Source organism: Streptomyces monticola, from assembly GCF_042665355.1.
GTDB classification, from domain to species: Bacteria; Actinomycetota; Actinomycetes; order Streptomycetales; family Streptomycetaceae; genus Streptomyces; species Streptomyces monticola.
In genome coordinates this window covers 518893-531252 of sequence record NZ_JBHTCF010000002.1, presented here as the reverse complement: position 1 = coordinate 531252, position 12360 = coordinate 518893, and the positions used below count along the sequence as shown (strand labels likewise).

At 71.9% G+C, this 12360-nt stretch carries 10 protein-coding genes and 1 pseudogene; 4 read left to right on the top strand and 7 right to left on the bottom strand.

The annotated features are described in order from the left end of the window. Nucleotides 1–23: 23 nt before the first annotated feature. Together ACFQVC_RS07900 and ACFQVC_RS07895 are read right to left on the bottom strand one after the other, a co-directional pair. On the bottom strand, nt 24–1652 hold the full coding sequence (locus ACFQVC_RS07900) for an FAD-dependent oxidoreductase (RefSeq protein WP_381828019.1): 1629 nt from the start codon (nt 1650–1652) through the stop codon (nt 24–26). A 93-nt stretch (nt 1653–1745) separates the two neighbouring features. Further along, complete coding sequence (locus ACFQVC_RS07895) at nt 1746–2759, bottom strand: LacI family DNA-binding transcriptional regulator (protein ID WP_381828329.1); 1014 nt, start codon at nt 2757–2759, stop codon at nt 1746–1748. A gap of 412 nt (nt 2760–3171) precedes the next feature. Between ACFQVC_RS07895 and ACFQVC_RS07890 the strand changes: the two genes are divergently transcribed. Both ACFQVC_RS07890 and ACFQVC_RS07885 read left to right on the top strand, forming a co-directional pair. Next, entirely contained in the window at nt 3172–3885 is a 714-nt protein-coding gene (locus ACFQVC_RS07890; RefSeq protein ID WP_381828017.1) for a S8/S53 family peptidase, read from the top strand. Between the two features lie 43 nt (nt 3886–3928). After that, nucleotides 3929–4480: pseudogene (locus ACFQVC_RS07885) on the top strand (S8 family serine peptidase); the annotation flags it as partial. Between the two features lie 81 nt (nt 4481–4561). On the opposite strand, the gene ACFQVC_RS07880 reads toward ACFQVC_RS07885, so the two are convergent. After that, nucleotides 4562–5149, bottom strand: coding sequence for a TetR/AcrR family transcriptional regulator (locus ACFQVC_RS07880; RefSeq protein WP_381828015.1), 588 nt, complete (start codon nt 5147–5149; stop codon nt 4562–4564). Between the two features lie 104 nt (nt 5150–5253). Between ACFQVC_RS07880 and ACFQVC_RS07875 the strand changes: the two genes are divergently transcribed. Then, the gene (locus tag ACFQVC_RS07875) at nt 5254–5679 is read left to right on the top strand and encodes a DUF4345 domain-containing protein (RefSeq protein WP_381828013.1); all 426 of its coding nucleotides are present in this window, start codon (nt 5254–5256) and stop codon (nt 5677–5679) included. A 234-nt stretch (nt 5680–5913) separates the two neighbouring features. On the opposite strand, the gene ACFQVC_RS07870 is transcribed toward ACFQVC_RS07875, so the two are convergent. Together ACFQVC_RS07870 and ACFQVC_RS07865 are read right to left on the bottom strand one after the other, a co-directional pair. Then, nucleotides 5914–7497 (bottom strand): family 20 glycosylhydrolase, encoded by a 1584-nt coding sequence (locus ACFQVC_RS07870; protein WP_381828011.1) that lies wholly within the window; start codon nt 7495–7497, stop codon nt 5914–5916. 391 nt (nt 7498–7888) lie between these two features. Continuing rightward, nucleotides 7889–9016, bottom strand: coding sequence for an NADH:flavin oxidoreductase (locus tag ACFQVC_RS07865; protein ID WP_381828009.1), 1128 nt, complete (start codon nt 9014–9016; stop codon nt 7889–7891). Between the two features lie 113 nt (nt 9017–9129). On the opposite strand from ACFQVC_RS07865, the gene ACFQVC_RS07860 reads away from it, so the two are divergent. After that, on the top strand, nt 9130–9564 hold the full coding sequence (locus ACFQVC_RS07860; protein WP_381828007.1) for a MarR family winged helix-turn-helix transcriptional regulator: 435 nt from the start codon (nt 9130–9132) through the stop codon (nt 9562–9564). Nucleotides 9565–9591: 27 nt separating this feature from the next. On the opposite strand, the gene ACFQVC_RS07855 is transcribed toward ACFQVC_RS07860, so the two are convergent. Beyond that, the gene (locus ACFQVC_RS07855; RefSeq protein WP_381828005.1) at nt 9592–10965 is read right to left on the bottom strand and encodes a glycosyltransferase family 4 protein; all 1374 of its coding nucleotides are present in this window, start codon (nt 10963–10965) and stop codon (nt 9592–9594) included. After that, a complete protein-coding gene (locus ACFQVC_RS07850) occupies nt 10962–12269 on the bottom strand; it encodes a glycosyltransferase 87 family protein (RefSeq protein ID WP_381828003.1) in 1308 nt (435 codons plus the stop codon). Before ACFQVC_RS07850 ends, ACFQVC_RS07855 begins: the two co-directional genes overlap by 4 nt. Between the last annotated feature and the right edge of the window lie 91 nt (nt 12270–12360).

Genomic DNA, 12360 nt, shown 5'->3' with positions numbered 1-12360 from the left:
GCTGGTGCGGGTGCTGGTGCGGGTCAGTAGCCGCGGACGTCCGGCCAGTGGCGCTGGACGCCGGCGCGGTCGAGTACGCGGCCGAACTCCTCGAACCGCTTGTCCTCGGCCTGCACTTGGTGCGGCTGCACGCCCTCCTCCAGGCAGTGCGCGGCGAGGGTGCCGGCGACTTCACCGGCGTTCCACTCCACGGGGTGCAGCCGGAAGCAGCCGTTGGTGATGTGGGTGGTGCCGAGGTTCTTGCCGGCCGCGAACAGGTTGCGCACGCGGCGCGGGATGAGCGCTCCGAGCGGGATCTCGAAGGGGACGGAACCGATGTCGATGTAGTTGTCGCCGCCGGTGGACGGGTGCAGGTCGATGCGGTAGGCGCCGACTCCCACCGAGTCGCGGTGCTTGGTGCCGCCGTACGGACCCACCAGGTCGATGGCCACGTCGTGTTCGGTGACGGTGGTGACGGCCTTGATACGCCGGGACTCGCGCACGTAGGGGGCCTTGGCGAGGCCGTCCTCGGTGCCGGTGATGTCGGGGCGGATCCGCAGGCCGGGGAAGCCGGTGCCGCCGTCCGGGCGCGGGGCCTCGGTCTGCAGCCAGTACAGGACGGAGAGGGACAGTTGCCGGGCCTCGGCCACGGCCTGCGCGGCTCCCTCCTCGCCGGCGCCGATCAGCGGCTTCAGCCAGTAGTCGTTCAGGGGCCAGTTGACCAGTGTGATGTCGGAGTCGAAGGCGCCGGGGCGGTGCAGCCTGCGGGCCAGGATGCGGCGGAAGCCCCACAGTTCCTTGTCACCGGCGTCGGCGCTCTGGTCGGCGTTGACGTCGAGCGGATCGACGTCCGGGTTGGGTTCGAAGGTGCGCGCGACGGCTTCGAGGGTGCGCGGGTCGGGGGCGAGGAAGCCGAGCAGCGGCCCCGGCCAGAAGTCCGGCCGGTGGGCGCGCCAGAAGCCGTAGTCGGCCGGGCGGTCGATGGTGTGGTTCTCGCCCTCGTGGTGGGAGAGGGCGAAGCAGGCCGTGATGCCCTGCTGGTTGAGCGGGTCGGCGGCCTCGGGTGCGTGCGGCTCGTCGTACTCGGCCCGGGCCTCGGCGCCGAGCGCGTGCTCCACGTCGGCCAGGTCGGTCAGCTCGCCGGTCTCGGTGGCGTCGATGACATAGCGGGCGGTGATGGTGTGCCGGGCCCCGTCCCGTACGTCCTCGATGGTCACCGCCCGCACGATGTCACCGTCGGTCTCGGCCGCGACGGGGCGCTGCTCGGTCAGCACCGTCAGGCGGCCGGCGGCGCGGTGCGGTGCGAGCATCGCCTCGAGCACGGCGAGGGCGACGCGCGGCTCGTGGCAGAGCTTGCTGACCCGCCCCGCGCCCGGGTTCAGCTGTCCCGGCTCCAGCGCTTCGGCGCGCAGCGGATACCACTGGCGGTAGTACGCGCGGATGCCGTCCCGCAGCGCGCGGTACGAGGCCGTGGTACCGAACTGCTCCACCCAGGGGTGCTCGTCGGGCGGCACCGCCTGGGAGGTGAGCTGGCCGCCGATCCAGTCGGTCTCCTCCGTGAGTACGGCGGTGCGGCCGGCCCGGCAGGCGGCGAGGGCCGCGGCCACGCCGCCGAGCCCTCCGCCCACGATGAGGACTTCGGTCTCGGCCGGGACGGCGGGGGAAATGGGCATACGGGCATGACTCCTTGGCGGTTGTACGTGAGGTGTGTCGTGGGTCGGGTTGGGGTCAGGGTGAGCCGAGGCGGTCCGGGCGAGGCGCAGGGCTCAGGGTGAGCGCGGCGGTGCGCCTGCCGTCACGCCCGGCCGGAAGGCGCAGGTGACCAGCGGCTCGGCCCCCTGCCGCGCGCAGAGCAGCGAGGTGAGCAACCGCACGGCGGCGGCGCCGAGTTCGGCGCGTGGCACGTCGAAGCCGGTGGGCTCGGGGTGGCCGGGCCCGTTGAGGTCGGCGGGCGGTGAGCCGAGCAGGCCGAGGGAGAGGTCCCGGGGCGCCTCAAGCCCGGCCGCCGCGACAGCTCGGTACAGGGCGCGCCAGGCGGCACCGGTGTCGGTCTCCTCGGCGACGAACGCGGTGACGCCCTCGTCGCGCCGGGCCCGCACCCACTCGGCGGTGATGTCCGTGGCCGGGCGGGCGCTGCGTACCACTCCCCCGTGCACGCCCGCCCCGGCCGCCGCGTCACGGAAGCCCTGTTCGCGGTCGGTGGAGGCGGGGGCGTCGTCGTCCTCGCGGACGTAGGCGATCCGGTGGTGGCCGAAGTCGGCGAGGTGGCGCACCACTTCGGCGGCCGCTGCCGCGTAGTCGACGCCGACCCAGGCGAGTTCGGCGAGCTCGTCGCGGCGGCCGATGTGCACCGCCGGGTAGCCGTGGGCGACCAGTTTGCGCAGTTCCTGTGCCGGGATGTGGCGGCCGAGGAAGAGGCAGCCGTCGGCGAGGCGGACCCGGTCGAGGGCGCCGGGTGCGGCGGCCCTGCGGCCGGCGCTCGAGCCTGTGAAGAGCACCAGGTCGTAGCCCTGAGCAGCGGCCTCCTGCTCGACGCCGACGAGGATCGGGTAGTACGAGTGCTCGACGGCGGTGGGGAAGGTCGTGGTGAAGCTGAAGACGCCGAGCAGGTTGTTGCGGGCGGCGGCGAGCCTGCGGGCGGCCGGGTCCGGGACGTAGCCGAGTTCGTCCGCCGCCTGCAGCACGCGCCTGCGGGTGTCCTCGTGGATGGCTATGCCCTGCTTGTTCCCGCCGAGCACCAGCGACACCGTCGTCTGCGAGACCCCGGCAAGCCGGGCCACCTCGGCCTGACGGGGCCGGCCACGACGGGCACGCACAGGTTGATTTCCGGCCACGGGTGATCCCTTCACTAATACGCATTAGCCGAAGGGTCGGCTCGGGCGGCTCAGGGCTAATGCGGATTAGCCATGACTCTGCGCCCGGCACAACACACCGTCAAGACGCTCGCGTTGACTAATAGCTGGCTAATTTCGTGCAGGTCGGGGCGGGGCTGCGGCCGGGCACGGCGGGGCTGTTCCGGCTCAGCTCGCAGTGACCTTGAGCGAACGCTCGACAGCCGTACGTGTGCGCCGCCCGGCTCGGCATGCGACACTGCCCGGCCACGCTTGGCGTCGAGGGATGCGGACCTGGCGCGCGCCTGACTGGTCCCGCGAGGGATGGTCGCAGCCGGATGGCTTGAAGGGTGAGCGAGTGATGACGGGCATACGACACGCGCGTACGGCGCTCCGGACGACCGCATCCCTCACGGCAGCGGCCCTCCTCGCCGCCGGATGCGCCGCCGGGTCCACCGGCGCGCACGAGCGCGAGGTGCGCGAGGTGCGCGAGGTGCGCGAGGTGCGCGAGGTGCGCGAGGTGCGCGAGGTGCGCGAGGTGCGCGAGGTGCGCGAGGTGCGCGAGGTGCGCGAGGTGCGCGACGACGAGTTGGCGGCGGTCGCCAAGCGTGCCGGTGACGCCACCCCGGTCTCCGACGATGTGCTGCAGGTCCCGAAGGACTGCAAGAGCGACGGTGACAGCGGCTGCCTCACTTCCGAGCAGCTGCGCACCGCGTACGGCATCGACAAGCTCGCCGGCCAGGGGCTGACCGGCAAGGGCCGCACCATCGCGGCCATCGGCCCGGTCGGCTCGCCCAACGCCCGCAAGGACTTGGAGACATACAGCCAGAAGATGGGCCTGCCCGAGCCCGATCTCCAGGTGGTGCAGCACAAGCCGGACGGCGGGTCTGCTGCACCGTTCGACTGGAAGGACAAGGACGGCATGGTGGGCGACACCCAGGGGACCGCCCTCGACCTGCAGGCCGCACACGCCATGGCTCCCGACGCGAAGCTGATCCTGCACCAGGTCGGGCTCACGCACCAGGACGAGGACGACCCCCTGGACCCGAAGGCGTTCGCGACGACCCTCCGGTGACACCGGCGCCTTCGACAACAACGACGCGCCCGACGACAAGACCCAGGTCCGCACCGTCGACTGGCCGTCCGGCGACCCGAACGTCCCCGCGGTCGGCGGCACCCGGCTCTCCGTGGACGACAGCGGCCACCGGACCGAGCCGGACGTGGCGTGGAACGACAAGGGCGGCGCGGGCGGCGGCGGCCGCTCCTCCGTGTTCCCGCGCCCCGACCACCAGTCGTCGGTGGCTGCGGCCGCCGGGAACCACCGCGCCGTCCCGGACATCTCGATGGCGGCGGCCGACGGCAACAGCATGCTCACGTACTTCACCGACGACACCGGCGGCGACTGGATCGCCCAGAACGGCACCAGCCTCGCGGCCCCGCTGTTCGCGGGCGTGGCGGCGCTCGCAGCCCAGAAGAAGGGCAGCGGCCTCGGCAACGTCAACCCCCGCTTGTACGCCCTCGCCCCCGACAGCGCCAAGTCCGGGATCCTGGACGTCACTTCGGGCACCAACGGCAAGGGCGGCTACCCGGCCGGGCCCGGCTACGACTTGGCCACGGGCCTGGGAACGCTCGACGGCGCGGTGCTGGTACCCAAGCTGGCCACCGGTTAGGCCGGGCCCTCCAGGTCTCCGCGGACACCGCGGCGGCACGCGCAGGACCACCCCGAGCCGTCCTGGAGATCCACCGAGGCATCAGGCGACGGTCAGTGGCCGCAGCGCGCCGAGCAGCGACCCGACGCAGATCTCCCGCAACTCCTCGCGGCTGAAAGCGGGTTCCTGAAGCCACTCCACGCACAGCACACGGACGAAGACCAGCCAGCTCATGACGACGGCACCGACGGCCTCCCTCGGCGCGCCCCCGAGCGTGCCGCCGTCGAGGAGGCGGTCGCACATCACCTCCAGCTCGTCGGCCATCATCGCCTGGATCGTGGCGTCGCCCGCGAGGACCCGGTTGGCGGCGAGCACGGCGTGCCGGTTGGCCGTGAAGTAGTCGAAGTGCGCGTCGAGTCCGTCCCGCAGCTGCTGTTCAAGGCCGACTGCGGGGTCGAGCCGGACCGTGTCGATGAGCTGGTCCGTCGCCTGCCGGTAGACGGCCGTGAACAGGTCCCGTTTGTTCGGGAAGTACCGGTACAAGAGCGCGCGGGAGACCCCGGCGCGCGCCGCGACCTGGTCCATGCGCACCTCGTCGTACGGCAGTTCAGCGAACAACTCCGCTCCGATACCGAGGAGTTGGCGGCGGCGGTCGGCTGGGGCGAGTCTCTGGCGTCGGCTCGGTGTCACCCCGCCACCCTACTTGACACACGTCTACTAGTGGACTTGGCTGCCGCCTATTGGACACGTGTCCACCAAGGTGCGTGTCACCCACGCCGAAGGGGCGGTACGTCGTGACGAAGGCCGGTTGGCTCAAGGGGCTGGCTCTGCTGATGGGTTACTCATGTGTGGCCATCGGGCTCTTCCACGTGGTGCTGGGCATCGCGTCCGTGCCGGGCGAGGAGTCGGCGGGCGCCACCGTCGACAGCCGGGAGCGGTTCTACAACGCGATCTTCCTCGGGTTCGGGCTCGCCTGGATCTGGGTCGCCCGGCAGTCACCGATCCCCGCGCGGATGGTGCGCGGGCTCGCCGCCGTGTTCCTGCTCGGCGGCGTGGGCCGACTGCTCTCGATGGCCGTACACGGCCTGCCGCACTGGTGGCAGGTGCCGCTGACGGTTCTCGAACTCGTCCTGCCGCCGCTGTACCTCTGGCTGGCGCCGGCCGACGAGCGCGCCTCAGCGGACCGCGCGACAAGCGCGCAGGCCAAGCCGTACCCGTAATTCCCTTCCGCCTCCGCGGCACCCGGCAGACCGTCAGGGCGTCAGGGCGTCAGGGCGTCAGGGCGTCAGGGCGTCAGGGCGTCAGGGCGAACGATGTGTTCTTACGGAAACGGCCTGGCGGCCGGCCGCACAACGAGCCCGGCGTCCGGGCCGCCGCCGGGCCGGACCGGCGAATGCGCCGCGCCCTGGCCGGCTGCCGCCCGGAGCGCCGCTACCACCGCTCCTCAACTCCGTTCACGTGCCGAGCAGTTCCAGACCCGGGCCGAGCCCCAGCGTGTTCACGCGCTGCTGGAACGCGTCGTAGGCGAGGCCCGCCGCGTCCCCGCTCCCGCTCCACATCTTCTGCGCGAGCACGCCCAGCGTCTTGTTCACGAGGCCGTGTACGTCCAGTTCGGTGTACGTCTCGTGCACGAGGTCGTTCCAGACGGCGAACAGCGCGCCGTGCAGCGCCGGGTCGAACGGTTCGACGCTCTGCCCGTCCGGGAAGACGTGCGGGGCCCACTCCTCGTAGAGGTAACGCCCGTCCAGGCCCTGCCCGTGGTAGTAGTCCGCGAAGGGGACGATGTAGAGGGTGACGTCGTTGATGTTGACGAACTCGAAGCCGTCCCTCTTGATGGCCTGCGGGCCGTACCAGCCGTTGTTCCAGCTGTAGATCCGCGCGTCCTTGTCGTAGCCCTCGGCCGTATTGCCGATCCGGGCCAGGCTGCCCCAGGCGGCGGGCTGTTTGTCCAGGTCCTTCAAGTGTGCGGCGAGCGCGTTGAAGTAGCCCTTGTACTGGTCGACGGGGCCGCCGTACTCGTCGACTCCGTAGTGCACGACCGGGCTGCGGAACCACGGCACGAAGTGGGTGAACAGGTCGCGCATGAACTGCGTGGCCGCAGGTTTGGCGAGGTCCAGATGGTCCGAGTTCCCGCCGTCCAGGCCGATGTCGGGACGGAACTTCACGAACGCGCGGGAGTGCGCCGGGGCGTCTATCTCGGGGGTGAGCCGCACGGCATGCGTCGCGGCCAGCTCCTCGAAACCGTCCCAGGTGGAGCGGTCGTACGAGCCGTCGCGGGCCGCGAGCCCGGCCCACTTGGGGTCGTCGCTGGCGAGCCGGAACGCGGACTGGGCCTTGCTCCAGTCGCCTTCGGGCGGCTTGATCTCGTTGTCGTTGAGATGGATCTGGAAGTCGTTGAACTTGAACCAGCTCAGGGCGCGGATGTAGTCGCGGATGAACTCCGGTGTGAAGTACCGCCGTCCGACGTCCAGCATGAAACCGCGCCGCGCGTAGTCCGGCCAGTCCGCGGCCGTTCCGGCGGGCACGACGCGGCGCTCGTCCTGTACGAGGATCTGGAGGAGGCTGCGCGTCGCGTGGAAGGCGCCCTCGTAGGTGGGAGCGGTCACGGTGATGTGCTGGGCCGTGACGGTTGTTGTGCTGCCCTCCTCGCGGTAGCGGGCCCCGCCTTCCGGGTGGCTGGCGGACGGGTCGAGGAGGAGCCGTATCTCGCCCTCGTCGGCACGGCCGTTGTCCACGAGAGGTTCGAGCAGCCGTATGCCGGTCAGTTCCACCAGCTCACCGGTGAGCGTCCGCGCGAGCTTCAGCAGCCGCGCGTTTCCCCGGGAGACGACGACGCGGCTGTTCGCGCCGAGCCTGAACTCCCCCTCCCCGCCCTGCCATCGCTGAAGCGCGGGGACCACGAACGGGGCTCCCTCCGGTGCGCGGCGCGCGAACGCGGCGCCGCTCCCCAGCGGTACGGAAAGGCCGCCGGCGGCCAGGGCGGCGAGGCCGGACGTCACGGCGCGTCTGCTGGGTCGGAACTTCTCGTTATCCGTCATGGGGGGCCTCTCGGAGGGGACGGGATTGGACGGAATTCCCATGCTTCAGTGGTGTGTCCGAGGTGTGTGCCGGTGGCAGGTACGCCGGTGCCCGTGCCGTAGGCGCGCATCAGGTGAGATGACGTACGGGACGGGCACAGCCGATGCGGCAGGCAGAGGCCTCAAGCGCGCACGGGATCGCCGGGCGCTTGCACCAGGATTGGACTAAACCACTTCCCCGAAGCCTGGGGGCCGATGCCCCGAGTCGTCAAGCATCCGAACCAAGAGTCCAACTCGACCCGAACCAAGAGTCCAACTCCAACTGAGCGCCCGGGCGGCGTTGGATGCCGACGCTCCAACGCCGCCCGTCTCTCGGCTCCTTGAGGAACAGAAGCTCTGTGTCAGCTCTGTGTCAGCTCAGTGTCTTCAGGGCCGCCGCGTCGTACGGCTTCAGCTCCTCGGTCCGGCCGGCCAGGATCTTCGCCGCCCACTCCGGGTCCTGGAGCAGGGCGCGGCCGACGGCGACCATGTCGAACTCGTCGCGCTCCAGGCGGTCGAGGAGGTTGTCGATGCTGCCGACCACCGCGCCCTCGCCCGCGAACGAGCGGATGAAGTCCCCGTCGAGGCCGACCGAACCGACGGTGATGGCGGGCCTGCCGGTGAGCTTCTTGGTCCAGCCCGCCAGGTTGAGGTCGGAGCCCTCGAACTCGGGGAGCCAGTAGCGGCGCGTGGAGGCGTGGAAGGCGTCGACACCCGCCGCGGCGAGCGGGGCCAGGATCGCCTCCAGCTCCTCCGGTGTCTGGGCGAGCCTCGCGTCGTAGGCCTCCTGCTTCCACTGCGAGTAGCGGAAGATCACCGGGAAGGCGGGCGAGACGGCGGCGCGGACGGCCGCCACGATCTCCGCCGCGAACGTCGTGCGGGCCACCGCGTCGCCGCCGTAGGCATCGGTGCGGCGGTTCGTCCTCTCCCACAGGAACTGGTCGAGGAGGTAGCCGTGGGCGCCGTGCAGCTCGACGCCGTCGAAGCCGATGCGCTCGGCGGCCACGGCGGCCTCGACGAAGGCGGCTATGACATCGTCCAGGTCGGTCCGGGTCATGGCCCGCCCCGTGCCCTCGGTGCCGTCGACGCGGATGCCGGAGGGGCCGACGGCGGGCGCGTCGGCGAAGGGCGGCTCGCCCTGCTTGCGCACCATGCCGATGTGCCACAGCTGCGGCACGATCGTGCCGCCCGCCGCGTGCACGGCCTCGGCGACCTTCGCCCAGCCCGCCAGCTGCTCTTCACCGTGGAACCGCGGCACGCTGTCGCTCTGACCGGCCGACTCGTGCCCGACGTAGGTTCCCTCGGTGACGATCAGGCCGACGCCCGCGGCGGCGCGGCGGGCGTAGTAGGACCGCACGTCCTCACCGGGCACGCCGCCCGGCGAGAACATGCGCGTCATGGGCGCCATCGCGATGCGGTTCGGGACGGTCAGGCCGTTCAGCGTGACGGGTCGGGACAGGATGTCGGCCGCGCGGGAGGCCGAAGACGTTGTGACGCTCACGGAGGTGCTCCTCGTAGAAACTTGCCAACTTCGATGCTTGATGAACTCAAGTAATGGCCCGACGGTAGATCTAAATATTTGAGATCGTCAAGTTTCTGAGTACAGTGCTACGCATGGCAGGCACCCCCCGCACCGACACTGAGCAGCTCATGGAGCTGCTCTCGCAGTCGCTCAGCGCCTACTACGGCGAGTTCACGATCGCCGCGGCGAGCGAGAATCTCACCGCGAGCCAGGGGAAGGTGCTGACCGTGCTGCGCCGGGGGCCCGCCGCGATGCGCTGCCTGGCCTCCACACTGACCTGCGACGCGTCGAATATGACCGGGATCATCGACCGCCTCGAGAAGCGCGCCCTGGTCCGCCGCGAACCCAGCGCCTCCGATCGACGCGTCAAGAACGTCGCCCTCACAGCCGAGGGCGAACGCGTCACCGACGCGATCCGCGCGAAGATGCACGCCACCCGCGACGGCCTGGACCGCCTCAGCGACGAGGAGCGGGACTCTCTGCACGCCCTGCTGGAACGCGTCTTCATCACGCCGCCCGCGTCCTGACTTCGGGGAGGGCTCGTAGCGCTCGGCTCACCTGGGACGCCGGTCCGAGTTCGCGACCGGGTCCGAGTTCGCGGCCGAGTCCAAGTTCGCGGCCGAGTCCAAGTTCGCGACCGGGTCCAGGTTCGCGATCGAGTCCAGGTTCGCGATCGAGTCCAGGCCCGCATCCGGCTCCGAGTGCGAGGCGCCGTCCTTGTTCCGCGAGGCGACGGGCGGCAGTTGCAGCAGGCTGCGCAGTGTTTCGTAGGAGTGCTCCCAGGACCAGCTCGTACGCACCCACTGCTGGCCCGACTCCCCCATGGCGCGGGCCAGTTCGGGGTTGCGCAGCAGTCGGGTGAGGCGGTCGGTCACCGCGGCCACCGAAGTGCCGTCGACCACGTGGCCGGTGATGCCGTCGCGCACCGTGTCCGGTGCGCCTCCCGAGTCGCCCGCGACCACGGGCAGCCCGGCGGCCGACGCCTCCAGGTAGACGATGCCGAGGCCCTCGATCTCCAGGCCCGCCTTCCGGGTCCGGCAGGGCATGGCGAAGGCATCGGCCGCCGCGTAGAAGGGCGGCATCTCGGCGTGGGGCTGTCCGCCCGCGAAGACCACGGAGTCCAGGACGCCTTCCTGCGCGGCGAGTTGGCGCAGGTCCGTGGCGTACGGTCCGTCGCCGACCAGGAGCAGCGCCGCGTCCGGAATCGCCCTGCGCACCCAGGGCAGCGCCCTGATCAGTGTGTCCTGGCCCTTGCGGGGCACCATGCGGGCGGCGCACAGCACCACGGGCCGTTGGCCGAGGCCGTACCTCCGCCGGACCTGTGCCGCCTGCGCCTGCCACCGGTGCCCGCTGAACAGCTCCGCGTCGACCCCCGGGGCCAGGCGGGCCGTGCGGGTGCCCGGGGCGAGCGCGGCCCGCAGCGGACGGCGGGTGCTCTCGCCCAGGTACGTCACCACGTCGACCCCGGCTCCGATGCGCCGCAGCAGGCCACGGGCGCCCGGGGTGCGGGCCCACCACACCTCGTGCCCGTGGGTGGTGGCGACGGCGGTGCGGATCCCGGCCGTGCCTCGCAGCCGCGCCGCCATCAGACCGAGCGGTGCCGCCGCCCCGAACCACACCCGGTCGCAGCCGTGCCGCCCGGCCACGGCCACGGCGTGTGCGGTGGCCCTGGGCGTGGGCAGCAGCGTGCGGGCGCGGTCGCGGATCACGGGATACGGCAGGGCGCCGTCGGCCTCCTCCGCGCCCGCCTCCGCCGAGGTGAGGACCACGACGTCGTCCGGCGGGAAGCGGTCGGCCAGCTGCCGTACGAAGGTCTCGATACCGCCCTGGCGGGGCGGGAAGTCGTTGGTGACGATCAGGGTGCGGCCGGTGGGCGCGGTGCGCCCGGCGGGCGAGGTAAGCGCGGGCGGACGTCGGTCGCAGCTCATACGAGGGCCTTCCTTCGGATCGAGTGCTCGCGCTCGGGCCCGGTCGTGATGTCGGCCAGGGGCCCGGTCTCCAACTCGGCCGCGGACACGGCCGCAACCTCGACCCGGGGCCCGATCCCGAACTCGGCCCCGGACAGGGTCAGTTCAGGCAACGGTCGCGAACGGTCGGGTGTGCCCGACGCCATGACCCAGAGCACGACGGGGTACACGAGATAGCCGAAGCGCGTCGCGGGCATCAGGCACATCGCCAGGGCAAGGCCCAGGGCGAGGCGGTGTGCCGCAGCGGTGGCCGTCGCCGGCGGCCGCACCACCAGCGACACCGCGAGCAGCAGCGCGGACCCGGACAGCAGGACCAGGGCGATCATCCGGCCGCCCGGGACGAATGCCGTGAGCAGATGGCCGGGCAGCGGGCTCGCCGCGGGCGACACCGTCTCGGTCAGGCCGAGGGGGAAGGCGACGACGTTGGCGTAGAAGGCCGAGGGGTGGGTCAGGGCGAAGGGCAGCACCACTGTTCCGGCGGTCACGGTGGCCACGGCGGCGTAGCGCAGGGCGGGGCCGCGCCCCTGGCGCACGGCGATCAGGGCGAGCGCCACCGGCAGCGCGGGCCAGGCCGTCCATTTGAGAGCGGAGGCCGCGCCGAGCGCGAGACCCGCGACGGCGGGACGGTCACGTCCGGCGAGTGCGAGGCCGAGGCAGAGCAGACCGGCCACCGGCAGATCGATCCCGCCCACGGCCAGCGGCAGCGCGACCAGGGGGCTGGCGATCAGGGCGCATGCGATCAGGTACAGAGGGCGGTGGGTGCGCCGCGCCGCCGCCTGCGGTGAGTCCGGAATCATGTGCGCGACCCGCTGCCCGGCCCATCCACCCGGCCCCCTCCCCCGGCCGCGCCCCGCCACCACCACAGCACCGGCCAGCGTCGCGGCGAACATGCCGCCCAGCCACCAGCGCGCATCGCCCGGCAGCACGCCGAAAAGTGCCATGCCCGGCAGATACGGATTGAAGTCGGCGACGGCGGAGGGGTTGTCGACGTAGGGACTTCCGGTGGTGAGCAGCAGGTGGGCCGACCGCTCCACCACCGTGACCTCCAGTTGCCGCAGCCCGAGCGCCACCAGGGCGATGAGCGGAAGGGCCACGGTGCCGAGGAGTGCGATCACCGCGGGCACGGCCGACGGTCGCGGGCGGCGCCGATGCCGATGCCGGTGCCGTAGGGCTGCAAGCGCCGCGGCCGCGTATCCCGGCGCGGCGACCAGGCCCCATACGCGATGCGGCAGCAGGTCCGTGAGGGTGGCCAGGGCGAGCGCCACGGCTGCGCAGAGTGCCCAGGCGTGCGGTTCGTAGTGTCGGGGGTCAGCTGTCGGCAGCCGCCTGCCCAGCTGTTGGCCCAGCCGTTGGAGC

What these genes read in the sequence shown, in the direction of transcription:
- ACFQVC_RS07860 (WP_381828007.1), top strand. Translation starts at nt 9,130, where the DNA reads ATGGCAGGCACCCCCCGCACCGACACTGAGCAGCTCATGGAGCTGCTC.
- ACFQVC_RS07870 (WP_381828011.1), bottom strand. Translation starts at nt 7,497, where the DNA reads ATGACGGATAACGAGAAGTTCCGACCCAGCAGACGCGCCGTGACGTCC.
- ACFQVC_RS07855 (WP_381828005.1), bottom strand. Translation starts at nt 10,965, where the DNA reads ATGAGCTGCGACCGACGTCCGCCCGCGCTTACCTCGCCCGCCGGGCGC.
- ACFQVC_RS07900 (WP_381828019.1), bottom strand. Translation starts at nt 1,652, where the DNA reads ATGCCCATTTCCCCCGCCGTCCCGGCCGAGACCGAAGTCCTCATCGTG.
- ACFQVC_RS07890 (WP_381828017.1), top strand. Translation starts at nt 3,172, where the DNA reads ATGACGGGCATACGACACGCGCGTACGGCGCTCCGGACGACCGCATCC.